The following is a 24,066-nucleotide window of genomic DNA, read 5'->3' as shown; positions in this document are numbered from 1 at the left end:
GGCATGCCCGGGCCGGAAGTTGTGACGGGAGGTTTTTATGGATATTCAGTTAAGAAAATGGCGTCAGGATGATAAAGAAAGACTGATGGAAATATGCAATGGGACAGACAGGAGCTATCTGGCGGACCGGCTGCCCTGCCCATACACAGAGAAAGACGCCGACTGGTGGATTGGGATGGTCGGGGAGCAGGACGGCAGGACCGGAATATTCCGTGCCATTGTTGCAGACGGCGAGTACGTTGGAAATATAAGTATAGAGCAGAAGAGCGATGTCTACCGCCGTGATGGAGAGATAGGATACTTGCTTTTAACTGACTGCTGGTCCAGGGGAATTGCTACGGAGGCGGTCCGGCAGATTTGCCCGATTGCCTTTAAAGAACTGGATATCATCAGAATAACGGGAAAGATATACGAACCGAATGAGGCGTCCAAAAGGGTTCTTAAAAAGAATGGGTTTATTCATGAGGGTACGCTCAAAAATGCGGTGACGAAAGATGGACGGACTTATAACCTGTGTATATTTGGAAAATGCGTTCAGGAGCAGGAAAAAAATGAGGTAAAACGTTAAGAGGAGGGGAATCGATATGCTGATACGGACTGCGAAAAAGGAAGAATTGGAAAAGGTGGTTTTGCTTTATAATTCCATAATTGACGGAATGCAGAACGAAAAATATAAACCCGGATGGAAGAAAGGCATCTATCCGGATGAAAAATTTGTGAAAGAAGCGATTGAAAAGAATGAATTGTATGTCAGTATTTTAGACGGTGAGTTTGTCGGAGCTATGGTAGTGAACCATGAGGTTGCCGGAGCCTATGAAACTGTAGAATGGAAAGCTGCTGCAAAGCCCGGGGAAGTGACGGTCATACATGCCCTGGGAATATCACACCGGCATCAGAGACAGGGACTGGCAGGGGAGATGATAAGGGATGCCATTGCCCGCGCTGCGGAAAGTGGACAGAAAGCAGTCCGCCTCGATGTACTGTCAGGCAATGTTTCGGCACAGAAATTTTATCTGTCATTGGGATTTGAATACCGCGGTACGGTGCAACTGTTTTATGAGGATACGGGACTGACGGAGTTCCTGCTGTACGAATATGTAGTTTAGATAATGTCGGATACCGGGGATCACTCACGGCCTCTTTCTCTTTTCCAGCAGCCAGACAAGGAGACAGCCGGTGAAATAGCAGAGAATATCTCCGACATCGAAGGTGGAGCCAAGGATAATCATGGCTAATCGGTAATGCTCAAGCCCGAGCAGTCTGCCCAGGTGGAAATACTGGAGAATTTCTACGGCTACCGCGAAGAGGAATACATACCAGATCATGTTTTTCATTCCATAGGGGTGTACTGCCCTTAAAAAGGCGTAGATTAAAATTACAACCAGCATATCTCCGACATAGGGACGGATAAAGCGGTCATGGACGTAGATGCCGATAAACAGTTCGGTGCATAAAAGGACGAGAAAGGCGCCCAGGTAGTGCAGGCGAATGATGGCCGTGTTTTTTAAATTCATAAGTTACCTCCCTGAGTGCTCATAGTATACCTTTACACTAAATTCGAAAAAACCTCATTAAGTGCTCATAGTACACCTGCAGACTAGATTCGTGAGAGACCTCGTCAAGTATGCAGGTATGACTCGCACTAAATTTCGAAAAGACCTCATTAAGTGCTCATAGTATACCACGAATTTGGGTAGAATTATAGTTTTAGAATTATTTTCCATTTGACAGAAGCAGTTTAGTATGATATATTACGATAAAATAAATTATGATCGTGAGGTGTGTGTTTGTTAAGTGTGTTAATTGCAGGAAAAACAGCAAAATAGTTGCATAAAGAGCGGCAGTTTTTGGCGTCTTACGCTGAAAGTCTACCCTTTTATCGGCATGTCTGTGGCCGATGAAATCTGCATTTACCATCACTTCATACACAAACCTGAGGTTGAATTTGAAGGGAGCGGTAGCTCCTTTTTTTCGTTGTTCAAATAATGAAGTACTTTGGCCAGCCGGCGGAAGTATTCAGCCTAAACATCTCTATGGGGATAAGTCTGTGAACGTGGGTAAACGCGGCCATAGGCTTGTTTTTATTGATTACAGGAGGAAATACTTTGAACAGAGAATTTGAAATATTAGAATTTAATCATATATTAGAGCAATTAGGAGAGCTTGCATACACGGAAAAAAGCAAGGAAAAGATCAGGGAATTGAAACCATACCTGCGGGAGACCGATGTGAAAGTGGCTCTGCGGGAGACGACGGAAGCCAGGAAGATGCTGGATGCCCTGGGGAATCCGCCTCTGGTGTCACTGGATCAGGTGGAATCGCTTTTAAGTACAGCGGAAAAGGAAGGATGCCTGACGGCGGAACAGCTTGAATATATTGCGATCACACTGACCGCGGTGGAGAGACTGAAAGATTTCCTGTGCCGGGGAAAATATCTGGAATTGGGTCTGGCTTATTACGAGGCGGATCTTGATCCGATGACCGATATCAAAGAAGAGCTGACAGCGGCCGTCCGGAATAACCAGGTTTTGGACTATGCGAGCAAATTCCTGAAGGACACGAGAGAACTGATTGCAAGAACGGAAGAAAAGATGCGCACAAAGGCCGAATCCGTTCTGAAAGCCAATAAAGACGCCGTGTCGGAGCAGTTTATAACATCGCGGAACGGACGCATCTGCATTCCGGTCAAGAAGGACTGTAAATTCCGAATTCCGGGAATTGTGATTGATAAATCATCCACAGGCTCCACATTGTTTGTCGAACCGGTTTCCGTGGCAAAGTACGGAGAGGAGCTGCAGCTTTTAAAACTGGATGAAGAGAACGAGGTCAGAAGGATTCTCTATACCCTGACCGCGATGGTGGCGGACCAGAAAGAATTGTTTTACCAGAATATCAGAATTATTGAAAAACTGGACTATATTTTTGCCAAGGGAAAACTGAGCGCCCTTCAGGACGGCAGTGTGCCTGCCATAAATCTGGAGCGAAGAATACGAATCAGAAAAGGGCGCCATCCGCTTCTCGACAGAGAGGTCTGTGTGCCGCTGGATTTTGAGATAGGGGGAAAGACAAGGGGCGTCATCATTACGGGACCGAACACCGGCGGAAAGACGGTTGCCATCAAGACGGTGGGGCTTTACTGCCTGATGGCCCAGTGCGGCCTGCACCTTCCATGTGAGGAGGCGGATATCTGCATGAACAGCCAGGTACTCTGTGATATCGGAGACGGACAGAACATGACGGAAAACCTGTCCACATTTTCGGCCCATATTACAAATGCACTCGATATTTTGAGGAAAGTAAACCGGGACAGCCTGGTGGTAATGGATGAGCTGGGATCGGGAACCGATCCGGCCGAGGGAATGGGAATTGCCATCGCCATTCTGGAAGAACTCAGGAGAAGCGGCTGTCTGTACCTTGTCACAACTCATTACCCGGAGGTAAAACAATACGGTGAGACTGCGGAGGGCGTCTTAAATGCAAGGATGGCCTTTGACAGGGAAACCCTGAAACCCAAATACCGTCTGGAGATAGGCCGGGCCGGGGAAAGCTGCGCTTTTTATATCGCAAAAAGCCTCGGCATGCCGGACGATATGCTGCAGAGGGCAAGCCGGGCGGCTTATGGAAAAGAGCTTCAGATGGAAAACCGGGATCCGGGCCCGGAACACCTGACGCGTCAGTCCGCCCCTGTGCTCCAGAAAGAGAAAACCATCAAGAAAAAACAGGCGGATGCGGATTCCTTCAGGCTGGGTGACTGTGTCATGGTGTATCCGGACAAAAAAACAGGCATTGTGTGCTGTACCGCCAATGAGAAAGGCGTGCTCCAGGTCCAGATGAAAGATAAAAAAATCTGGATCAACCATAAACGCATCAAGCTTCACGTGGCGGCCGCAGAGCTTTATCCGCCGGATTACGACTTTTCAATTGTTTTCGATTCCGTGGAGGAGCGCAAGGCCAGACATCAGATGGAGCGGAAATACTGTGGGGACATGACGATTGAAAAAGAGGATTGACAGGGGGGAAAGGTATCATATCATGAAAAATATGGATTTAGTTGAGATGCGAGGACGCCTCTGTAAGACGGCGGACGGGGTAGTGGGAGGGTGTGGATGAGTCTTCAGTCCCGGTTTGTAGGTTGTGGTGAGGGGGAATCCGGAGAAAGACTTTCCTGCGGGGACACGCTCCCGCTTGTGAAGCGCACAGCGGATGCTAGGCTCGAAAGGACCTCGCCAAGCACCGGCGGGCTTCAAGGTCACCCTACGGAAAGTTTTTCTCCTCCTTCCCCCGGGCAGGTTGTCGACGGGACTGAAGACTCAGGGAAGGTGACTGCCCTGAACTGTCCCCTTTGTCAAGGACACTTTATGAAGTGGGGCGCCCAATTTTTAGACATCCTCTCTTCAGTGCAACCTTGATTATGGACACCAAAACAGAAGGCCTCCACTCGGTTGGACAATCGGCTCAAAAGGTATCCCGATTCTTAGACACACTCTCTCCCATGCCATGGTATTCTATTGGTTTGGGTGATTCTCTGTGCGGGAGGGGCCCGCACTGGCACCAAGTTCCTCCGGTTTCCGGGCAATCGCCGGAAGTGCCGGTACGTTTGAAATATCCAGTGGATATTCACCGGTGGTGATAAAATCGTAAAACTCATTTGGGGCAAGCTTTGCAAGTTGCCATTGATAACGCCGGTTATTGTAATACTCCATATAGTCATCAATGAGGGACTGTACTTCGCGAAAGGTCCCGCATTGGGCCAGTTTCGCCCGGATGTGATCTTTCATATGGCCAAAGAAACTTTCCTGTGGGGCATTGTCCCAGCAGTTTCCCCGGCGTGACATGGATTGGCGCAGCTTCTTGTCGGAAAGGATGCGGATGAATCGGTAGCTGGTATAATGGCAGCCCTGGTCACTGTGGAGAATGGTTTCCGCCTTAAGGGAAATCCCATGGTTTTTAACCAGCCGCTTCACCGTTTCAAGGACAAAATCCACTTCCAGGGATTCGCTCAGCACATACGAAAGGATCTGCCGGGTGAAGGCATCCAGGACCGTTGATAAATAAGCAGAGGTCCCGTTATAAGGCAGGTAAGTGATATCGGTTAACAGGACCATCCTGGGACCATAGCAGTCGAACTCCCGCTTTAGCAGGTTATCGGCGACATGGCTGGTTTTCAGGGCTCTTGCCATCCTTTTATAAGGGTTGGGGCCACGGTGTGGGCAGGAAAGCTGGAACTTATCCATCAGCCTCCGTATTTTTTTCAGGTTCATGACGGCCGGAGGGGTCATATGAAGCAGGGCCATATAGATGCCTTTGGCCCCTTTTGTATAACCATGGAGCCGGTAAGCCGCCAGGATCCGTTCAAAATCCGCACGGTCCTTCTGTTCCTGAAGCTCCCTGGCCGGGGCCGCCTTTAGCCAGGCATAGTAACCGCTCCTGGAAACACCGGCGGTGGAACAAAGTTCTTTCACCGAAAGGGCATTTGAGCTTTGCTGCAGGGTGTTACAGATGATTTCGAATACACAGGAAGAATCGTTCATAAGCCATGCCCCTACTTCCTTGTGGTCCGGATGGAGGAAATTTTTTTTAGAAAGGCAACTTCCTGTTTTAGGTAATCCACTTCGTGCCGGAGCTGTTTGAGTTCTTCTTTCTCCGATACCGGCATACCAGAGTCCGAAGAGGCGGGTTTGGCCCTGCTGAAAGGGACACTCCCTTCGTGGAAACCGCCATATTTGTTGTACTGCTCCCGGATATGGCCGGAAATGCCCCATACCCTCCGCTGACCGAGAATGGCGGGATCATAGCCGTATTTTGCCAGGATCTGCCGGGGAGGCGCCCCTGCCTGATACTCCGAATAAAAGAGCTCCTTGAATTCTTTGGTAAAAGCTAAGCGGGACTGGTCCACCCGGTAGGTGTAAGGGTTTTCACGCAGCATCAGAACCTGTTCAGCGGTAAAAAGATTTTTGATCATGGGATTCCTCCTGTTCTTGCTTAAGAATACCATAGGCGACCGAATGTGTCGAAGGGAAAGGGATGTTCTGGCCATAATCCCGGGCTGGATACGCCCCCAGTCCTTCCATAAGGTGTGTCCACGATATGGGAAACGGGGCGTGGGGGATGTCTAAAAGATGGGGCCCCCACTTCGTTTCGTGTCCACACTTATGGGTACATTATATCCCGAGCCCCGGCCTGCGGCCGCTGAATTGTTCTTATTCCTTCAAGGGGGGGAGGTACTGTCGCTGCCACTATGTTTCCTCGAATTCCAGAAGAGTGCCTTCTGTATGATATTCAATTGATGAATCTGAGCTTTGGCGCCTAACCTATCATTGAATAACCATTGGATTTTTTGATTCATCATTAAATATAGCATTGGATTTTTCTATGAATCCAGCCCGAAATACCTCCAAAAAGTAAATCGTTCACGACTACATAGTGGACGCGACAAGACCTCCCTCCGCACTTGACGAAAGAGACAATCAGCCCCTGAAGCCGGCGGACGGGGCAACAACCTTCGCTGAGTCTTCAGTCCCGTCGACAACCTGCCCGGGGGAAGGAGGAGAAAAACTTTCCGAAGGGTGACCTTGAAGCCCGCCGGTGCTTAGCGAGGTCCTTTCGAGCTTAGCATCCGCTGTGCGCTTCACAAGCGGGAGCGTGTCCCCGCAGGAAAGTCTTTCTCCTCCTTCCCCCTCACCACAACCAATAAACCGGGACTGAAGACTCATCCACACCCTCTCACCACCCCGTCCGCCGGCTTACAGAGGCGTCCTCGCATCTCAATTAAATCCTTCTTTTCCTTATCATAGTAAATAAATATATATTTGTAAAATGAATTATCCAGGTATATAATATTGATAAAATCGATATTATTACGGTTCACTTTGTGCCCGGTAACACAAAATTTAATTCAGAATAATGGAAGATACGGAGGAGGATATGAATCAGTCCGAAATTGATGCATTTCTGGCGATTATAGAGTCCGGCTCGCTGACCAAGGCGGCGGAACGGCTGTATCTGACCCAGTCGACGCTGAGCAGCCGTCTGGACAGCCTGGAGAGGGAGCTGGGGGCGCCGCTTCTGATAAGAAAGAAGGGGATCCGCAGGGTTAAACTGACCGAAGCGGGTAAACGCATGGTCCCGGTGGCGGAAAAATGGAAGAGGCTCTGGCAGGAGACCAGGGAAGCAATCTGGAGGGAGGAGCGGCAGACGATGTTCCTCTCAACGATCCAGAGTGTCCAGACGTACCTGATGGGGCCGGTGTACCGGGAGTTTTTAAACAGGGCGGACGACTGCGACATGTGTATTCTGGCTCTGGAGTCGAGGGATACTTATAAACTGATTGAATCGGGGGAACTGGAAGCCGGTCTGATTGCCAACCCCGGATATTCCAGGACGGTGGCGTCCATCCCCCTTTTTAAGGAACCGATGTGCTTTGTCTGCGGAAAAGGCAGTTCCTATGAGGGAACCGTCCATCCATCGGCGCTGTCCGTCAGAAATGAGATTTATCTGGAATGGCATCCGGAGTTTGTCATGTGGCACACCTACTGGTTCGGGGACGGAAGAAGAAGCCGGGTGGAGACCGATAATATGCAGCTTCTGGAGCAGCTCATCGAGCAGGATGAATACTGGACCGTCCTACCCAAATCGGCGGCTCTCAGCATGGAGGGCAGAATGGCGGTGAAACTGCTCCCGATGGAGGACGGCCCGGAGGACCGGGTGGTCTATATGCTGCTTAAAAATAAGAAAGAATGCCCGGAGCCGGTGAGAATCCTGATCCAGATGCTGAAGGAATATCTGGATCAGCTTGGTATACAGTGGATAGCGGCGGAAAATATAAATGAGGTGACGGATGGAGATGAATACGGACAGAAAGAGGATATTATTTGCTGACGATGATCCCGAGATCAGGGAGGTGGTACGCATTCTTTTAGAGCACGAAGGCTTTGAAGTGATCGAGGCCGGCAACGGAAAAGAGGCGGTGGAAAAAGCGGACCGGACCGTGGATTTGATTATCCTGGACGTGATGATGCCTGGAAAATCGGGGATTCTGGCGTGCCTGGATATACGGAAGAAACTGACGGTTCCCATCCTGTTCCTCACGGCCAGGACACAGGACTCGGACAAGGCGCTGGGGTTCAGCGCGGGCGGTGACGACTACCTGGCAAAACCCTTTTCCTACACGGAGCTGGTGGCCAGGGTCAAGGCAATGCTCAGAAGATGCTATGTATACCAGGGCGGTTCCGGAAGCGGCGAGAAAACGGCCGTAATCCGGATTAAAGATCTGTCTGTCGACAAGGACAGCCGGGCAGTCCGTCTGGAGGAGGAAGAGATCCTTTTAACCGATTTGGAATACAGGATTTTACTGCTCATGGCGGAAAACAGGGGCAAAATCTTTACAATACAGAATATTTATGAGAGCGTATGGGAGGAGCCTTACTACTACACCTCCAATAACACGGTCATGGTACATATCCGGAACCTGAGGAAAAAACTGGAGAAGGATCCGAAGAATCCCAAATATCTGGTAAATGTATGGGGAAAGGGGTATCGGATCGAATGAGGGGGAAGTATCGCAGCAGATTGTGGATAAAATTAATTCTGTCGGTTGCCTTTGCCGCCGCCTGCGCTTTTTTTATCTTAGTCCGGATCATGGATCTGGGCTATTATATCCTGGACCACAATTATATGCCGGCCGTCATTGCCGGGAAGGAAAATGAATACATCCGCCAATTCCAGGCATTTATCACGGAAAATAAGATTTCCATGAACGACGGGGATAAAATAATGGGATTTACGGATCAGGACAGGAAGATGATTATGACGCTGTATCACGGTGACAGAGCCATATTCAGCAGCGACGGCCGTATTGTGGCAACCATCCCGGACAGCAATTACGGCATGATGACGGATTATAGAATGGACACGGAGTCGTTCCCGGGAACAGACGGGGAGGCGGACGCAAATCCGGGCATGGAGGCCGATAGGGAGGCGGACAACCGGCCTGCCGGATATACCGTGACCTTTTCAGACGGCGCCGCGTCGGCGGTACTGTTTTATATAGGAAGTGAAGAGGATGAAATTGTATATGCGCTCTCCACTGTTTTAAGCGGTCTTTGTTTTGTCCTGATTCTATATCTGCTGATCCGGAAAAAAGTAAAATATATTGAACTTCTCGGGAAAGAAATGGAGATACTTAAAAGCGGGGAGCTGAATTATCAGGTTACGGTGAAGGGTAACGACGAGCTTTCTTCGCTGGCGCGGGAACTGGATTCTATGCGGAGGGCGATTCTTTCAAGACAGGAGGAGGAGGAACTTCTGCGGATTGCCAACCGCGACATGGTCACGGCCATGTCACACGATCTGAGGACGCCCCTGACGTCCCTGATGGGATATCTGGATATCCTCGCCATGGAGAAGGATGTGGAAAAACAGACGAAATATCTGTCCGTCTGCCGCGACAAGGCAGCCCGGATAAAGAGCCTGTCCGACAAACTGTTTGAGTATTTTCTCGTATACAGCAGGGCTCAGGACGAACTGCACCGCGACGAGGTATATGGGGCGGAATTCGTGGGGCAGATCGTGGAGGAGAGCCTGTTCGATCTGGAGAGCGAAGGCCTTCAGGTGATACGCAAAACGGGTGAAATCACCTGCAGCCTTTCCGTGGATGTGGAACTGATGCGCAGAGTATTTGGGAATCTGTTTTCAAATATTCTCAAATATGCGGATCGTGGGCAGCCGGTGGAAGCGGAATACCGAGAGACGGAAAAAGAACTGATTATCTGTCTTAAAAACAGTATGGCAGCCGATGAATCGGAGCGCGAGAGCACCAATATTGGACTTAAAACATGTGAGACGATACTGGAACGTCACGGAGGAACCTTCCGCTGCGGGAAGAAAGGGAGGCTTTTTAAGGCAGAAGTGCGGATCCCGTGTTTGAAGATAGGAGAGAAAGATGGAAATACAGGAACTGAAACTTTTTAACGGGCTTACGGAGGAGGAACTTCAGAGAAGCCTTGTCTGTTCCCGGTCCGGGATCGTGGAATATGAAAAAGAGGAGTACATTTTTACACAGGGAGAAAAACCGAAGTGGATCTATATGATCCTGTCGGGGGAGATTCTCCTTGAGCAGGCCAATCTTTCGGGGCGCCAGACCTATGCGGAATGCCTGGGGGCGAGACAGCAGTTCGGCGTCGTGGATCTCTTCTTAGAGAGGGAACAGTACTCCTACTCTGCGAAGGCGAGAAACCACGTAAAACTGCTTCGGATTTCCAGCCATTTTTTCTACGGCACCTGTGAGAAGAACTGTGTCCATCACAGCAAAATCCTGTTTAACATGATGGGGGTGTTTGCGGAGGAGGCGGAAAAGAATTCAAAGAAAATCCAGCTTTTGACCTGCGGGAGCCTGAGACAGAGAATCGCCCTCTACCTGCTCCAGAACAGCGGAGGAAATAAGCGGGTGGAACTTGCAATGAACAGGGAGGAACTGGCCGCAAGCTTGAATGCAGCCAGGCCTTCTCTGTCCAGGGAATTGTCGCAGATGCAGGAGGAGGGGATAATTAAAATGGAGGGGCGTAAATCCATTGCAATCCTTGACTATTCCCGGCTTCAGGAAGACCTGGCCGATTTTGTAGGTTAAATTTTGTAGTTAAATAGAGAGGGGTTATTATTTAGTACAATCAGTCTTCGGGAACGAAAACGTCTTTGCCAAGGCCGCAGAGAGGGCATACCCAGTCGTCGGGGATATCCTCAAATGCAGTTCCCGGAGCAATTCCGTTATCCGGATCTCCGACCTCAGGGTCATACTCATAGCCACACGGTTCACATACATATTTTTTCATTGTCGATTACCTCCGAAATAATTTAAACTTTACCTGTCCGTCCCGCCGGAGTCCGGCTTTATCGGAAACAGACGTTACTTTCCGGCCTTCCAGAGACCGTGAAGGTTGCAGTACTCATAGGCTGCAATAAATTCATCGCCGTCCTTTAAAAGGAAAACGGCTTTTGGCTCTTCGCCCGGTTTCAGGGAAGCGAACTGGCCGCCGGATGTTGTTTCAATATAAATACCTGTGATATAGTGCTCTTCCAGCATGGGATGGGCAACGGAGCCAATGGCTACTTCCACGGTATTTCCATTGATGGAGACAACGGGTACATGTTTTTCAGCCGCGCCGTCTGAGGTGTTGGCCTTAAGGGCCTCCAGGGCAATCCCTTTTTCTCCTCCGTCTAAAGATACCAGGTTTAATAAGATATTTTTCTTGTCGTCACTTCTGTAAAATTTATTCATAGCAGACCTCCTGTATTATCGCTTTTTTAATTTGTTTTGTTGTTCTGTAGATAAGATACCATAGAAACTCATGAAAGTCCGTAACAAATGTTACGTAACTAAAAAAATGTAAAAGAATGGAAGTCTGGAATATTTGTACTGGATTTCCATGTTCTTTCTGTTATAATGGGGAAAGCATGGCCTGGAGCGTGTTGACGGCACCGGTTGAAGCAGGTACATTTATAAAAACAAGTATCCCCGTGCATTCTTTTCCTATGCATTTTTCATGGCAGTTCTTTTTTGCGGCATGCGCCCTTTGCGGCAAAACCGCCTTCAATTCTGTTGAAAAATAAGGAAAAGCTTAAGTTTTTATAACAATTTTGTACGAGTTGCAAAAAACGGTGGAAATTCCACCGGGGGACGTGCTATATTATAGGCAGGCCGTCTGACGGCCAAATGAAAAACAGATAGAGGTTGAAAGAATGAGAAAAAGAAAGGTCTTAAGAACTCTGGGAGCAGTGTCACTTCTGACGCTTGCGTTCAGCTTTACTACTCTGGCAGATGACGCGTCACGTTTTGTGACGGGGACAGACGTGAACGGTATTGTGATAGGAGGACTTACAGAAGCGGAAGCAAAGGCCAAAATCGAACAGTCCTACGCTTCAAGCTACAACCTGACAATTATTGAGAAGGACGGAAAGAAAGAGAATATTAACGGAACAGAGATTGGATACCGGGTTACGGTCCCCAGCAATCTGCAGGAAATCCTGAGCCAGCAGAACGACACGGGACGCCAGTCCGGCCCTTCCTCCGATAACTCCCATACACTGGAGCTGCAGGCCAGCTATGACGACGCGCTTCTCACGGCCCGTATCAGGAGCCTGGAATGCATCAGCGGAGGAAATATCGTTACAACGGCGGATGCCCGCATCTCCCCATATCAGGAGGGACAGCCGTTCACCATTATTCCCGAAGTCCAGGGCAACAACGTGGACGCCGCGAAGACGGAGGCCGTTATCAAGGGCGCCGCGGTCACGGGACAGAGCCAGGTGGATCTGGCGGCAAACGGATGTTACTACACAGTTCAGGTGACAAAGGACAGCGGGGAGCTGAAGGCGCTCTGCGATAAGATGAACCAGAGCAGGGACATGGTCATCACCTATACATACGGCGACAACACGGAAGAGCTCACCGGAGCAGTATTTACAAGCTGGTTTACCGGTTCTGCCGACGGCCAGATTCAGGTGGACAGAACCGCGGCGGCGGCATACATTGCCTCACTGGCTGCCAAATACGACACGGCAGGCACGGCCAGGGTATTCCACACCGCAACGGGCAAGGATGTGACGCTGACAGGCCCTTACGGATGGAAACTCAATCAGGCCGTGGAAGTGGAAGCTCTGATTGCGATGATACAGACGGGCCAGAGCCAGACATGGGCTCCGCAGTATTCCGCAACAGCCGCCAGCAGAACGGCGCCCGACTGGGGAAATACCTATGTGGAGGTTGATCTGGGAGGCCAGCATGTCTATATGTTTAAGGACGGCGCCCTTGTCTGGGATGCCCCGACCGTAACCGGCAACGTTTCAAAGAACTATACAACGCCGGAGGGAATCTACAGCCTCAACTACAAACAGACGGACCGAATCTTAAGAGGTGCAAAACAGGCCGACGGCTCTTATGAATACGAGAGCCATGTGGATTACTGGATGCCGTTCAACGGAGGAATCGGTCTGCATGACGCCAACTGGAGAAGCAAGTTCGGCGGTACGATTTACCAGTATGGCGGAAGCCACGGATGTATCAACCTTCCTCCGGCCAAGGCCAAGCTGCTGTACGATCTCGTATACCAGGGAATTCCGGTCATCTGCCATAATTAAGAATGCGAACATGTAAATTTTGGTTCGTTTAAAATCAAAAAGATGCAAACGCCATGCCTGAAGGGCAGAACGTCTGCATCTTTTTTAATATCACAGGAAAGTGCTCTTATGCTATTTTTCGGCTGTTAGGATAAAGGACAGCGGATAACCTTTCCCGTCGTAAATCTCGGACAGGCCGACATCATAGTCGTATTCTTTCAGCCCCGTGATCCGAAGGCCCGCCTTGCAGGCGGCATTGATAATACCGGCCATCGTATGTGAAAAGCTGATGAATGTTTTGGAATCATATGTTTCGGACATATAACCCATTCCCTCGTTCTCAACCCACGGCTCTTTTCTGAAATAAGAGTAGGCCACACCGTATATCTTCTGCTCATCGTATTCAGGGGCTCCGGGCAGAGCCAGCATGTTCATGATGGGATGGAAATCCTGGATATACATGATTCCGCCCGGTCTTAAGCAGTCGGCCGCCTTTTGGAATAAGGGCTCCAGGTTTTCAAACCAGGTGATGGCCCCGATGGTAAACATGACGAGATCAAAAGAATTATGGTATTCTTCAGGAATATCCAGAATATTGGCCGCCACAAAGTTACAGTTTGTAATACCGGCTTTTTCGGCCGTTATCCTTGCCTGTTCCAGGATATTTTCCGCGATATCAAAGCCGACGCCGGAGTTCGCCCCGTTTTTTACGAGCGACAAAAGCTCACGCCCGTTATTGCAGCAGAACTGTGCAATATCCTTTCCGGCAAAATGGATCTTTTGCAGTTCTTCGGCGGCGTTTTCATCAAAAAAAGGAAGTTTTTCATTCAGCAGCCGTATGTAATTTTCATCGCCCCAGTTGGGTTGTCTGTGTTCAAATGCCTCTTCCCAGGCCTCTTTGTTGCCTTCTATATAACTCATACGATAATCTCCTTAATGCCTCAGGAGGTTATGTTATGCTGCTACCGTCCACTCCGTGAATGGTAACATTATGCTCTCATAATACCTCCTGTTTTGGCTGTGACTGTGTTAAATGTTGTTGTTTTCATTGTTTGCCCTCCTTTCTGTGTTTATTTATCATAACGCATCAGCGGTATAACCATTGTCTTTTGTTACGTCTTTACCTGTTTCCGATCATCTCCCTGAGCTGGCGGAGCAGTTCCACATCGGAAGGAGTCAGCTTCAGGTTGGACTCCAGATTTCTTCCGTCCGTTGTTTTAACCGAAAGTTCGATAATATTGCCCTCCGCCAGGCCGCTGTTGTAAACGGCGTTTAAAAACTGCGGAAATTTTGGGTGATTTTTCACAAATGTATCGCAGGAATTTTTAATCTGTAAAAGTTCCATTGGGTTCATGGCATATGCCTCCTGTCTGTAATATGAATCGGCAGCCGCAGGTAGGGTTTATGTTGAGGAATGAGAACGCCGCCGGGACGGTCGGGGGGCGGGATGGTGAGGTTGTGAGTCTTCAGTCCCGGTTTGCAGGTTGTCGCGGGTGGGGAATCCGGGCAGAAAAAGTTCCTGCGGGAAACGCTCGCGCTCTTTGGAGTACATAGCGGACACTAACCTCGAAAAAACCTCGGTAAGTGCCGATGGACTCCCAGGTTCCGTGCGGAATCTTTTTCTCCCGGATTCCCCACGGGAAGGTTATGACCGGGACTGAAGACGCGAAGGTTTTCGCCATCCCGTACCCCGGCCTGCGGCCGCTGATTTGTTCTTATTCTTTCAAAGGGGGGAGGTATTGTCGCTGCCACTACATTTCCTCGAATTACAGGAGAATGCATCCTGTATGTTATTCAATTGATGAGTCTAAGCTTTAGCTCTTGACCTATCCTTGATTAACCATTGAATTTTTTGATTCATCATTAAATTTAGCTTTGGATTTTTCTCTGAATCCAGCCTGAAATACCTTCACAAGATAAAAGGTTCACGACTACCTAGTGGCCGCGACAAGACCTCCCTCCGCACTTGACGAAAGAGACAATCAGCCCCTGAAGCCGGCAGACGGGGCAGTCACCTTCGCTGAGTCTTCAGTCCCGTCGACAACCTGCTCGGGGAAGGGAGGAGAAAACTTTCCGAAGGGGACATTGGAGCCCGCCGGTGCTTAGACGGCGTTCTTTGACGTCTTAGCATCCGCTGTGCGCTCCACAAGCGGGAGCGAGTCCCCGTAGGAATTTTTTCTCCTGGATTCCCCCCTCACCACAACCTATAAAACGGGACTGAAGACTCATCCATCCAACCCACCACCCCGTCCGCCGTCTTACAGAGGCGTCCTCGCCCCTCAATTAAATCCTCAAATTACCGCGGTACTGCCTTTTATTATAAGGGGACGGAACCTTCCTGTCAAATCTACGGACAGACAAATTCCAATAAGAAACCAGTATATTGCGAAACGGCAGGAAGATACTACAAAATTAAAAGAAAAAAGAATGTGACATAATCACAGTTAAGACATAAAGTTGCTGTTATAATAGCAACATAAAAAGTAATGCTAAAAATCAATGCGAAAGGCGGATATAGATATGGAAAAAAACAGAAAGAGAAGAACGCTTATCATAGGCGGAGTGGCGGGAGGAGCCACCGCGGCGGCCAGGCTCAGGAGAAGAGACAACGACAGGGAGATTATCGTATTTGAGCGCGGTGACTATATTTCCTATGCAAACTGCGGGCTGCCGTATTACATTGGCGGTGTAATCCAGGACAGGAATGCGCTGCTCTTAATGAATCCCGGGACCATGAAGGCCCGTTTTGACGTAGATGTACGGACCGGCAGCGAGGTGACGGCAATTCACAGGGAAGATAAGACGATTTCGGTGCTGGATAGGAAAACGGGAAAAATGTATGAAGAGCCTTACGACGATCTGGTGATTGCGACTGGTTCCTCCCCGATGGTCCCTCCGATACCGGGCATAGACGGGGAGGGAATCTATACGCTCTGGACCGTGCCTGATACCGACCGGATTAAGAAGATAATTAAAGAGAAGAAACCGGCCGCGGCGGCCGTGATCGGAGGCGGATTTATTGGCCTTGAAATGGCCGAGAACCTGAAGAAAGCCGGAATCGAAGTGAGCGTAATCGAGATGCAGAACCAGGTAATGGCTCCACTCGACTATGAACTTGCAGAACTGCTCCACGAAAATATGACGGCGAATGGCGTGAACCTGATTCTGGGCGACGGAGTATCCTCGTTTGAGGCGTTAGAGGGCGGCGGTACCCTGATTACGCTGAGCAGCGGGAAAACCGTCCGCGCCGACATGGTGCTTCTCTCTATTGGAGTAAAACCAAACAGCGGGCTTGCCAGGGAGGCGGGGCTTAAGCTGAATGCCCGGGGCGGCATTGTAACGGACTCTTATATGAAGACATCGGATGATAATATATATGCCGTGGGCGATGTGGTCGAGGTGGAGAATTTCGTCCTGGAAACACCGGCGATGATACCGCTTGCAGGACCGGCCAACCGGCAGGCCAGAATCTGCGCCGACAATCTGGCCGGGGACAGAAAAGAGTACCATGGAACAATGGGAACGTCGGTTGCCAAGGTCTTTGACTACTCGGCAGCCGTTACCGGAGTCAATGAGAAGACGCTCCGGGCCATGGGAAAAGAGAAGGATAAAGATTATTTTTCCATCCTCATCAGCCAGAGATCCCATGCGGGATATTATCCAGGTTCCACGGTGCTTCATCTTAAAATGCTGTTTGACCGTGACGGCCGTCTGTTCGGCGCCCAGGCCGTGGGTCCGGAGGGAGCGGATAAACGGATTGACGTGATCGCGTCGGTCATGCGCGGCCACGGTACGATCTACGATTTGGAGGAACTGGAGCTGGCGTATGCCCCACCTTTCTCATCGGCAAAGGATCCGGTCAATATGCTGGGATTTGTAGCGGAGAACGTGCTGGATGGTCTGGTGGCGTTTATCAGCTGCGCCGGACTGGATGAAATGGCGGCGGATAAAGAGGCGGCAAAGAATATGACGATCCTGGATGTAAGGGAGGATGTCGAATTTGCCGAATACCACATTCCCGGCTCCGTGCATATTCCTCTTGGCAAACTGAGGGAGCGTCTTGGAGAGCTTGACAAGAATAAGATGACGGCCGTTATCTGCGCGGCAGGAATCAGAGCATACAACGGGGCGCGTATCCTGATGCAGAACGGTTTCTCACGCGTGCAGGTAATGGAGGGAGGAATCAATTTCTATAAAACGCAGCATCACAGAGATTTTGAGAATGAAAGCAACAGGAATATTCCTGCCGAAATCCCGGGCTGCCCGTTGGATCAGGGGAAATAGGGACGGAATCATATAGAAGTCAGAAGCGAAATATGGCAGAATTTCCCGGTATATCTTCCAGTTTTATTGTGTTATTATAGTTTTGTAACAAAAATGTAATAATTTTGAAACATATAGGAGGATTTACCATGATGAAATTACGTTTACTTTCCGCAGCAGCCCTGACCGCATTTATGGTTGCAGCAGCACCGGCAATGACATCCCAGGCTGCTATGTTCACAACCTGTGTTCCGGGGAACAGCTCCGGTTCTATATTTAACTCAGGAATGTTTTCAGGAAACTTCGGCCAGAGAGGCGGCCAGGGATTCTGCGGCGATTTTAGCTGCGGCGACTGTCTGACGGGAGGAAACTGCCAGAACGGTACTGACTGTCTGGGTGGTGGAAACTGCCAGAACGGCGAAAGCTGCCAGACAGGAAACTGCCAGACTGGCGGAAGCTGCCAGGGCGGCAATACTGGCGCCGGATGGCAGACCGGAATCCAGACAATTCCGTCCTTCGGCGGCAGACCGGCAGCATCCATGCTGAATTCCTGCAGATAATCAAATAAAGTAAATTACGAATGGGAGGACTGTTTTACATCCTCCCGTTTTGCATATTCGCTGAGAAAACGGCAGAAGTCTTCCAGTACCTTCTCATTTTCCTCGGTGGAGCGGCGGGTCAGGATGATATCGCGTTTACAGACGGGATATTCAATGGGAAGCAGGGCAACCTTTGGCGTCGATAAGAGTCCCCACGAGTATTCAGGCCAGAAACCGATGCCAAGGCCTGCCGCAATCAGGTTGCGTACGGATTCGGGGTTGTCGCTTTCACAGATGATATGCGGCGTAAATCCGGATTCCAGACAGAAACGGTCGCAGATGCGCCGCATCGGCCTGTTATTGGACAGGCTGATGAAACCTTCCCCCTGCAGCTCTTCCAGGCGGATGGAAGGGCGTCCTGCGTAAGACGAGCAGGAGGGAACGGCCATAAAGAACGCCTCTTTTAAAATAATGCTTCCATTTCCCTTCAGCTCTTCTCCAGGGAAAGCGGTAGAGATGCATAAATCTTCATTTTCCACGTCGGGGTTCTGCCAGAGCCGGAAATTAACGTCAGGGTGGAGCTGTTTATATTCAATAATACAGTCGGTGACCAGCCTTGACGCGGCCAGCAGATTCAGGTGTATGGTGTGGACCGACTGGCTGGCCCTTTCCTGCAGCGCGGCCGGCAGCTCTTCTAAGGAGGCCAGGATGGGAATTAACTGTTTTTCCAGAAAACGTCCTGTGTCGTTGAGGCGGATATTTCTTTTTTCGCGGTCGAAGAGTGTGACACCCAGTTCGTTTTCCAGACGTTTAATGGATTGGGAGAGGGCGGGCTGGGCAATCTGAAGCGCCTCGGCCGCTTTTGTCATATGCTGGTATTTTGCCGCTACGAGGAAGTAGCGGAGCTGTAAGAGTTCCATAATGGTTCCTTTCTTTTGTTCTGTATATCTGGAAATCCTGTTTTCTGAACCGTGACAGGATATATTTATATTATAATTACTAAATGCCGGAAACACAACAAAATAAGAGAATATCATAACATGAAAGTTATGAAAAGATAAAAAATAAGTATTAGATATCGTTAAAAAAATAACGTATAATAGGGATATAAAGAACGGGGGACACCCAATCAGGAGGAACGGATATGACGAACAGGACAGTATGTATTGAGAGAGAATATGGAAGCAACGGGAAAAAAATTGCGGAGTGGCTCTCCAAAAGCACGGGAATTCACTGCTACGGCAAGAATGAACTGTTAGAGGCTGCTGAGAAGTACGGACTGGTTCAGGAGAACGGGGAAGACGCAGAAGAGAACGAATATAAGACCTACTGTGAAACCATTAAATTTCTGGCGGACAAGGGTTCCTGTATCTTCGTAGGCACATGCGCTTCAGCAGTTCTTCAGGGAAGACCGAGGAATTTCAACGTATTTATCAAGGCCGACATGGAGAGCAAGATTTTCTGGGCCATGGAGAGTGAAAAAGTGGAGCGCGATAAGGCAGAGGAAATCATCGCCCAGATGGACGATAAACGCAAAGAAACGAGAAAGCATTTCGCGATAACTGCAGACGGAAAACCGGTGGAATATGATTTGGTAGTCACAAGCTCCAAATTCGGTATCGAAGGAACGGCGGAAATCATTAAAAACTGCCTGTCCAGAATTTAATAGACAAAGTAACGATAACATTGAGACAGTCACGTAAAACAAAGAGAATTGATAGTGAAATAAATATCACAAACTATAGCTTATAAAATATGAATTTGTGACTTATAAAAAATAAACCGTATCAGAGTTAGCCTGGAAACTGCTGCTGTACGGTTTGTTTTTTATTTTAAAGAGTGTCGGGGTTATATTTTTTAAAGAGGGGGCCTTCCTCACCGTAACCATCACGGATAAAGCCGCAGCCCTGCAGCACCCCTTGTGATGCTTTGTTATCCGGTTCGGTCTGGGCGGTGACGCATCTGACACCCTTCCGCCCAAATGCCCATTTGGATATGCCTTTTACGGCCTCTGCCGCATAGCCGTTCCGTCTGAACTCCTCACCGATCCCGTAGCCGAGCTCCACGATTCCTTCCGCATCGGGAGCGCCCTTAAAGCCAATTTCACCGACCTGCGTCCCGCCGGACAGAGTGATTTTCCAGTTGGAGCCCCATTCTTCCCGGCCTGGCAGGCTTTGCATGGTTTCGATCATTTCATGGTAGGCCTGTTTCATTGCACTGTCTTTTTCGCTGTGATATAGAGCATTCATTTCTTCGATATTCTGCGGCGCGAGGTAAAGCCGTTCCGTTTCAATTAAAATCTTTTTCATAGTCATCCAATTTCCTTTTATTTTCCTGTACTGCGTTTTTTTACCGCGTTTATCCGGAGGATGAGGCCTGATTCCATCCGGTTATCTTCAGTCTAGTATCAGCCGGCGAAATTGTCAAATCATTCAGGAAATATTCGCGGAGCATTCCACGTGAACAGCTGTAAGATGCTTTATAAATGGTTTTTTAAAATGCCTTTATCAAGGCTTTTTCAGGTGCCTTTCTTTAATTGACAGACATCTCTAACTATAATACAATAGAGAAGGTGCGGCCGCCGCCCCGCATCACGGTAACCGGAAGGATAAAAGAACTATTGAAGGACAAACCGATACTTTAGAAAAAATATTTAGAGCAGATACTTAAAACCGATACTTAAAACCGATACGTATAATACACACGTAATGAATTTCAGATTCATAAGGAGATAATAATGAACTATCAGGATATTAATTCAAAAACAATTGACCAATGGGTGAAGGATGGCTGGGTATGGGGAACCCCCATATCACACGAAGAATTTGAGCGCGCCCTCCGCGGTGACTGGAAAGTCGTGCTGACGCCGAATAAAACAGTACCGGTGGAATGGTTCGGCGATCTGCGCGGGAAGAAGGTGCTGGGACTTGCAAGCGGCGGAGGACAGCAGATGCCGCTCTTTACGGCGGCCGGAGCGCAGTGTACCGTGCTTGATTACTCAGAGAAACAACTGGCCCAGGAAAAAATGGTGGCAGAGCGCGAGGGCTACGACATTACAATTATCAGAGCCGATATGACGAAAACACTTCCATTTGAAGACGGGAGCTTTGATTTGATCTTCCATCCCGTTTCCAATTGCTATGTGGAGGAAGTAAAACCGATTTTCAGGGAGTGCTACCGGGTCCTGAAGGACGGAGGAATCCTGCTTGCGGGACTCGACAACGGCATAAACTATATTTTTGACGATGACGAGAAGGAGCTCTTGAACTCCCTGCCTTTTAATCCGCTGAAAAATGAGGATCATATGAAGCAGCTGGAGGCCGATGACAGCGGAGTACAGTTTTCCCATACAATGGAGGAGCAGATTGGCGGTCAGCTTGAGGCGGGATTCATCCTGACTCATATAATGGAAGACATTAACGGTGAAGGTAATTTAAAAGAGCACAATATCCCCTGTTTTGTCGCGACACGCGCAGTGAAAAGAAACGATCTGCAGCCGTGCAAACTTATCTGATATGGGACATAAGTGCCATTTGTGGGGACGGGCCTGCAACTGGGTACATAAATACGAAGAAGAGATGTAAAATGTTACGTTAAACTTAAAAAGAGGGGCCGGAAGTGTAATTCTTCCTGTCCCTCTTTTTATACAATATTCACTTTCCAATTATTTACCGTCTGCGATGATGATCTCCTGTGCATACGGCAATGTCTGAATCCAGTCACAGAATGTGTGCCACTCGGTCAGCTTATGATCTTTTCTCGCATAGTAGATATTGATCAGAGTCTCATAGTTAAAGGAGCATGTCCGAAGCTGGTTGTAGCTGGTAGGAAGGAGCTGGATCATATCATACCAGTCGTCCTTGCTCTTTGTCTCCAGATATCTGAGGCGGATTTCCTCCATCTTATCGACAACGCCCTGCATAAATTCTTTCGTTGCAGGCGTCATGTGATCACAGCTGAAGTCCTCTAACGTGAACGGCTTGCTTGCAATTTTGTGCATCGTACTGCAGGAATTGGCAACAGTTGCAATTTTATATGTATCATATTCTTTCCACCAGTAGAGCGGAGCTGTAATGTCAACAGATACGAGGATCTGACGGACATATTTGCGGTGATCGCTTCCGGCCATGCGCAGCTTCTTCGCCAGATTCAAATCGTTCGGACCGAGGATATAGTTGCCCTTCTCATCATAAAAGCTGTCCGTACGGTTCCAGCTGTTAAGGGGATTTCTTGCGCCACGGAGAGCATTCTCCATATTCATTACGCTGGTTCTTTCTAATGTAATCATGGTGATTCCTTTCATCGATTCCCTGTTTTCCTGTTTTCGTGGTACTAAAATTATTATACCAGAAGAAGATAAAAAATCAATTGTAAGATTGGAGGAGAAATGAGAACGCCGCCGGGGCGGCCGGGGGGCGGGATGGTGAGAGGGAGGGTGTGAGTCTTCAGTCCCGGGCTGTAAGTTGTCGCGGGTGGGGAATACGGGCAGAAAAAGTTCCTTCGGGAAACGCTTGCGCTCTTCGAAGTACATAACGGAACTAACCTCGAAAATACCTCGGTAAGTGCCGATGAACTTCCAGGTTCCCTGCGGAATCTTTTTCTCCCGGATTCCCCACGGGAAGGTTATGGACCGGGACTGAAGACGCGAAGGTTGTCGCCATCCCAAACCCCGGCCTGCGGCCGCTGAATTGTTTTTATTTCTTCAAAGGGGGGAGGTATTGTCGCTGCCACTACATTTCCTCGAATTCCGGGAGAATGCCTTCTGCATGGTATTCAATTGATGAATCAGAGCTTTAGCGCCTGACCTATCCTTGAATAACCGTTGAATTTTTAGATCAATCGTAAAATTTAACTTTGGATTTTTTTCTGAATCCAGCCCCAAATACCTACATAAGGTAAAAAATTCACGACTCCATAGTGGCCGCGACAATACCTCCCTCCCCACTTGACGAAAGAGACAATCAGCCCTGAAGCCGGCGGACGGGGCAACAACCTCCCCTGAGTCTTCAGTCCCGTCGACAACCTTCCCCCTTCGCCACCCCCTACAAACCGGGACTGAAGACTCATCCATCCAACCCACTCCCCCGTCCGCCATCTTTCAGAGGCGTCCTCGCATCTCAACTAATCTCAACTGCTCAGAGTAGAGCTTGTATTTACAGTAAAAATATAGTAGAATACGTAACAGTCCAGATACAGGGAAAATTTATGGGAGCATACTCCCTAAAACCTGTAATAGAGGAAAATGTGAGTTTTAATTAAGGAGAATAAAATGAGAGTAATAGATGTATCCGGAGTTGGAGCGGCAGCCGTCTTCCTGATAAAGGGAAAATCGAATATCCTGTTTGAGGCGGGGATGGCCTATGCGGCTGATTTGATGGTTGAGAAAATCAGGCGTGAGCTGGATGGCGGGAAGTTGGACGCGGTTCTTTTGTCCCACTCCCATTATGACCATGTGGCAGGTCTTCCGGCTGTGCGGAAAGCCTGGCCGGAGGTGAAGGTGTATGCCTCGGAGCGGGCGAAGGAGATTCTTACGAAGCCGTCGGCGCTTTCCACCATCCGGAACTTAAGCAGTATTGCGGCCGGGGCGGCCGGCATGGGCTGGAACAAGGACTACCGGGATGAGGATTTGAGGGTCGACATGGTGCTCAATGACGGGGAAACGGTCCAGCTTGGGGATCACAAGGTATTTGCGTTTGAAACATTGGGACATACAAAATGTTCTCTTTCCTATATTGTGGACAATGAACTGATGCTGTGCAGCGAATCAGTCGGCGTGCTCGGGCCGTCCGGCGGTTATATGCCTGCATTTCTGGTGGATTATAAGGGAGCCAGGGAGTCCATTATCAAGTCCAGGAATTACCATGTGAAAGACATTATCTTAAACCACTACGGATTTGTAAGGGAAGAAGATAAACCGCGCATCTGGGATATTATGTTGGAAAAACTGGAGAGCAGTAAGAACAGGATGATCCGGATTATGAAGGAATGCGGTTCGGATGAGGAGGCCCTCAAAAAGATGGAGAGCGTCTTCCATGAGAAGGTTGATAAGAAAGAGCAGCCGGATGAGGCATTTGATATCAATGCGCTGAGCATGATGAAAACGCTGCGGCGTCAGTTTCCGGAAGAATTTGAGGGGTAATGTTGTATTTATTTG

23 protein-coding genes are annotated in these 24,066 nt (G+C 49.0%); 13 read left to right on the top strand and 10 right to left on the bottom strand.

The window, feature by feature from the left end; translation table 11 throughout:
- Positions 1 to 37 precede the first annotated feature (37 nt).
- The gene (locus V3C10_15860) at positions 38 to 568 is read left to right on the top strand and encodes a GNAT family protein (protein WVP60779.1); all 531 of its coding nucleotides are present in this window, start codon (positions 38 to 40) and stop codon (positions 566 to 568) included.
- A gap of 16 nt (positions 569 to 584) precedes the next feature.
- Positions 585 to 1,106 carry a GNAT family N-acetyltransferase gene (locus V3C10_15855; GenBank protein WVP60778.1) on the top strand — a complete coding sequence of 174 codons (522 nt, stop codon included), beginning with the start codon at positions 585 to 587 and terminating at the stop codon, positions 1,104 to 1,106.
- A gap of 24 nt (positions 1,107 to 1,130) precedes the next feature.
- On the opposite strand, the gene V3C10_15850 is transcribed toward V3C10_15855, so the two are convergent.
- Positions 1,131 to 1,514 carry a DUF2809 domain-containing protein gene (locus tag V3C10_15850; protein ID WVP60777.1) on the bottom strand — a complete coding sequence of 128 codons (384 nt, stop codon included), beginning with the start codon at positions 1,512 to 1,514 and terminating at the stop codon, positions 1,131 to 1,133.
- A 591-nt stretch (positions 1,515 to 2,105) separates the two neighbouring features.
- Here V3C10_15850 and V3C10_15845 point away from each other — a divergent pair.
- The gene (locus V3C10_15845; GenBank protein WVP60776.1) at positions 2,106 to 4,010 is read left to right on the top strand and encodes a DNA mismatch repair protein MutS; all 1,905 of its coding nucleotides are present in this window, start codon (positions 2,106 to 2,108) and stop codon (positions 4,008 to 4,010) included.
- A 495-nt stretch (positions 4,011 to 4,505) separates the two neighbouring features.
- On the opposite strand, the gene V3C10_15840 is transcribed toward V3C10_15845, so the two are convergent.
- Complete coding sequence (locus V3C10_15840; GenBank protein WVP60775.1) at positions 4,506 to 5,531, bottom strand: IS3 family transposase; 1,026 nt, start codon at positions 5,529 to 5,531, stop codon at positions 4,506 to 4,508.
- Positions 5,532 to 5,542: 11 nt separating this feature from the next.
- Positions 5,543 to 5,962 (bottom strand): HTH domain-containing protein, encoded by a 420-nt coding sequence (locus tag V3C10_15835; protein ID WVP60774.1) that lies wholly within the window; start codon positions 5,960 to 5,962, stop codon positions 5,543 to 5,545.
- Positions 5,963 to 6,924: 962 nt separating this feature from the next.
- Between V3C10_15835 and V3C10_15830 the strand changes: the two genes are divergently transcribed.
- From V3C10_15830 to V3C10_15815, 4 genes are read left to right on the top strand one after another with little or no spacing between them, the layout of a single operon-like run.
- The gene (locus V3C10_15830; GenBank protein WVP60773.1) at positions 6,925 to 7,878 is read left to right on the top strand and encodes a LysR family transcriptional regulator; all 954 of its coding nucleotides are present in this window, start codon (positions 6,925 to 6,927) and stop codon (positions 7,876 to 7,878) included.
- Positions 7,838 to 8,548: a response regulator transcription factor gene (locus tag V3C10_15825; protein WVP60772.1), complete on the top strand. Its 711-nt coding sequence runs from the start codon at positions 7,838 to 7,840 to the stop codon at positions 8,546 to 8,548. The genes V3C10_15830 and V3C10_15825 overlap by 41 nt, the downstream gene beginning before the upstream one ends.
- Before the next feature lie 20 nt (positions 8,549 to 8,568).
- The gene (locus V3C10_15820; protein ID WVP60771.1) at positions 8,569 to 9,969 is read left to right on the top strand and encodes a HAMP domain-containing sensor histidine kinase; all 1,401 of its coding nucleotides are present in this window, start codon (positions 8,569 to 8,571) and stop codon (positions 9,967 to 9,969) included.
- Positions 9,941 to 10,624 carry a Crp/Fnr family transcriptional regulator gene (locus V3C10_15815; protein WVP60770.1) on the top strand — a complete coding sequence of 228 codons (684 nt, stop codon included), beginning with the start codon at positions 9,941 to 9,943 and terminating at the stop codon, positions 10,622 to 10,624. Before V3C10_15820 ends, V3C10_15815 begins: the two co-directional genes overlap by 29 nt.
- Positions 10,625 to 10,664: 40 nt before the next feature.
- Here the strand turns inward: V3C10_15815 and V3C10_15810 are convergent, their stop codons facing one another.
- Both V3C10_15810 and V3C10_15805 read right to left on the bottom strand, forming a co-directional pair.
- Complete coding sequence (locus V3C10_15810) at positions 10,665 to 10,826, bottom strand: rubredoxin (protein ID WVP60769.1); 162 nt, start codon at positions 10,824 to 10,826, stop codon at positions 10,665 to 10,667.
- Positions 10,827 to 10,900: 74 nt separating this feature from the next.
- Positions 10,901 to 11,272 (bottom strand): desulfoferrodoxin family protein, encoded by a 372-nt coding sequence (locus V3C10_15805; protein WVP60768.1) that lies wholly within the window; start codon positions 11,270 to 11,272, stop codon positions 10,901 to 10,903.
- Positions 11,273 to 11,733: 461 nt separating this feature from the next.
- Here V3C10_15805 and V3C10_15800 point away from each other — a divergent pair, with 461 nt between their 5' ends.
- Positions 11,734 to 13,131 carry a L,D-transpeptidase gene (locus V3C10_15800; GenBank protein WVP60767.1) on the top strand — a complete coding sequence of 466 codons (1,398 nt, stop codon included), beginning with the start codon at positions 11,734 to 11,736 and terminating at the stop codon, positions 13,129 to 13,131.
- Positions 13,132 to 13,242: 111 nt separating this feature from the next.
- Here V3C10_15800 and V3C10_15795 read toward each other — a convergent pair whose 3' ends face one another.
- Complete coding sequence (locus V3C10_15795) at positions 13,243 to 14,031, bottom strand: class I SAM-dependent methyltransferase (protein WVP60766.1); 789 nt, start codon at positions 14,029 to 14,031, stop codon at positions 13,243 to 13,245.
- Positions 14,032 to 14,230: 199 nt separating this feature from the next.
- Positions 14,231 to 14,464, bottom strand: a complete 234-nt coding sequence (locus V3C10_15790; GenBank protein WVP60765.1) for a hypothetical protein — start codon at positions 14,462 to 14,464, stop codon at positions 14,231 to 14,233.
- Positions 14,465 to 15,630: 1,166 nt separating this feature from the next.
- Here V3C10_15790 and V3C10_15785 point away from each other — a divergent pair.
- A complete protein-coding gene (locus V3C10_15785) occupies positions 15,631 to 17,394 on the top strand; it encodes an FAD-dependent oxidoreductase (protein WVP60764.1) in 1,764 nt (587 codons plus the stop codon).
- A gap of 128 nt (positions 17,395 to 17,522) precedes the next feature.
- Entirely contained in the window at positions 17,523 to 17,933 is a 411-nt protein-coding gene (locus V3C10_15780) for a hypothetical protein (protein WVP60763.1), read from the top strand.
- 14 nt (positions 17,934 to 17,947) lie between these two features.
- Here V3C10_15780 and V3C10_15775 read toward each other — a convergent pair whose 3' ends face one another.
- Complete coding sequence (locus V3C10_15775; GenBank protein WVP60762.1) at positions 17,948 to 18,832, bottom strand: LysR family transcriptional regulator; 885 nt, start codon at positions 18,830 to 18,832, stop codon at positions 17,948 to 17,950.
- Between the two features lie 224 nt (positions 18,833 to 19,056).
- Between V3C10_15775 and V3C10_15770 the strand changes: the two genes are divergently transcribed.
- Complete coding sequence (locus V3C10_15770; GenBank protein ID WVP60761.1) at positions 19,057 to 19,578, top strand: cytidylate kinase-like family protein; 522 nt, start codon at positions 19,057 to 19,059, stop codon at positions 19,576 to 19,578.
- A gap of 166 nt (positions 19,579 to 19,744) precedes the next feature.
- Here V3C10_15770 and V3C10_15765 read toward each other — a convergent pair whose 3' ends face one another.
- A complete protein-coding gene (locus V3C10_15765; GenBank protein ID WVP60760.1) occupies positions 19,745 to 20,221 on the bottom strand; it encodes a GNAT family N-acetyltransferase in 477 nt (158 codons plus the stop codon).
- 428 nt (positions 20,222 to 20,649) lie between these two features.
- Between V3C10_15765 and V3C10_15760 the strand changes: the two genes are divergently transcribed.
- Entirely contained in the window at positions 20,650 to 21,426 is a 777-nt protein-coding gene (locus tag V3C10_15760) for a class I SAM-dependent methyltransferase (GenBank protein WVP60759.1), read from the top strand.
- Between the two features lie 150 nt (positions 21,427 to 21,576).
- On the opposite strand, the gene V3C10_15755 is transcribed toward V3C10_15760, so the two are convergent.
- Positions 21,577 to 22,200, bottom strand: a complete 624-nt coding sequence (locus V3C10_15755; protein WVP60758.1) for a hypothetical protein — start codon at positions 22,198 to 22,200, stop codon at positions 21,577 to 21,579.
- Positions 22,201 to 23,181: 981 nt separating this feature from the next.
- Between V3C10_15755 and V3C10_15750 the strand changes: the two genes are divergently transcribed.
- Complete coding sequence (locus V3C10_15750) at positions 23,182 to 24,051, top strand: MBL fold metallo-hydrolase (GenBank protein ID WVP60757.1); 870 nt, start codon at positions 23,182 to 23,184, stop codon at positions 24,049 to 24,051.
- Positions 24,052 to 24,066: the final 15 nt, after the last annotated feature.

This window comes from [Clostridium] symbiosum (genome assembly GCA_036419695.1).
Lineage (GTDB): Bacteria > Bacillota > Clostridia > Lachnospirales > Lachnospiraceae > Otoolea > Otoolea symbiosa_A.
This window is presented reverse-complemented; position numbering and strand designations above follow the sequence as displayed.

Coding starts and splice junctions, on each gene's coding strand:
- V3C10_15850 (WVP60777.1), bottom strand. CDS start 1,514: ATGAATTTAAAAAACACGGCCATCATTCGCCTGCACTACCTGGGCGCC.
- V3C10_15750 (WVP60757.1), top strand. CDS start 23,182: ATGAGAGTAATAGATGTATCCGGAGTTGGAGCGGCAGCCGTCTTCCTG.
- V3C10_15790 (WVP60765.1), bottom strand. CDS start 14,464: ATGAACCCAATGGAACTTTTACAGATTAAAAATTCCTGCGATACATTT.
- V3C10_15805 (WVP60768.1), bottom strand. CDS start 11,272: ATGAATAAATTTTACAGAAGTGACGACAAGAAAAATATCTTATTAAAC.
- V3C10_15760 (WVP60759.1), top strand. CDS start 20,650: ATGAACTATCAGGATATTAATTCAAAAACAATTGACCAATGGGTGAAG.
- V3C10_15835 (WVP60774.1), bottom strand. CDS start 5,962: ATGATCAAAAATCTTTTTACCGCTGAACAGGTTCTGATGCTGCGTGAA.
- V3C10_15815 (WVP60770.1), top strand. CDS start 9,941: ATGGAAATACAGGAACTGAAACTTTTTAACGGGCTTACGGAGGAGGAA.
- V3C10_15795 (WVP60766.1), bottom strand. CDS start 14,031: ATGAGTTATATAGAAGGCAACAAAGAGGCCTGGGAAGAGGCATTTGAA.
- V3C10_15860 (WVP60779.1), top strand. CDS start 38: ATGGATATTCAGTTAAGAAAATGGCGTCAGGATGATAAAGAAAGACTG.
- V3C10_15840 (WVP60775.1), bottom strand. CDS start 5,531: ATGAACGATTCTTCCTGTGTATTCGAAATCATCTGTAACACCCTGCAG.
- V3C10_15785 (WVP60764.1), top strand. CDS start 15,631: ATGGAAAAAAACAGAAAGAGAAGAACGCTTATCATAGGCGGAGTGGCG.
- V3C10_15755 (WVP60758.1), bottom strand. CDS start 22,200: ATGATTACATTAGAAAGAACCAGCGTAATGAATATGGAGAATGCTCTC.
- V3C10_15855 (WVP60778.1), top strand. CDS start 585: ATGCTGATACGGACTGCGAAAAAGGAAGAATTGGAAAAGGTGGTTTTG.
- V3C10_15800 (WVP60767.1), top strand. CDS start 11,734: ATGAGAAAAAGAAAGGTCTTAAGAACTCTGGGAGCAGTGTCACTTCTG.
- V3C10_15765 (WVP60760.1), bottom strand. CDS start 20,221: ATGAAAAAGATTTTAATTGAAACGGAACGGCTTTACCTCGCGCCGCAG.
- V3C10_15825 (WVP60772.1), top strand. CDS start 7,838: ATGGAGATGAATACGGACAGAAAGAGGATATTATTTGCTGACGATGAT.
- V3C10_15775 (WVP60762.1), bottom strand. CDS start 18,832: ATGGAACTCTTACAGCTCCGCTACTTCCTCGTAGCGGCAAAATACCAG.
- V3C10_15770 (WVP60761.1), top strand. CDS start 19,057: ATGACGAACAGGACAGTATGTATTGAGAGAGAATATGGAAGCAACGGG.
- V3C10_15780 (WVP60763.1), top strand. CDS start 17,523: ATGATGAAATTACGTTTACTTTCCGCAGCAGCCCTGACCGCATTTATG.
- V3C10_15810 (WVP60769.1), bottom strand. CDS start 10,826: ATGAAAAAATATGTATGTGAACCGTGTGGCTATGAGTATGACCCTGAG.
- V3C10_15830 (WVP60773.1), top strand. CDS start 6,925: ATGAATCAGTCCGAAATTGATGCATTTCTGGCGATTATAGAGTCCGGC.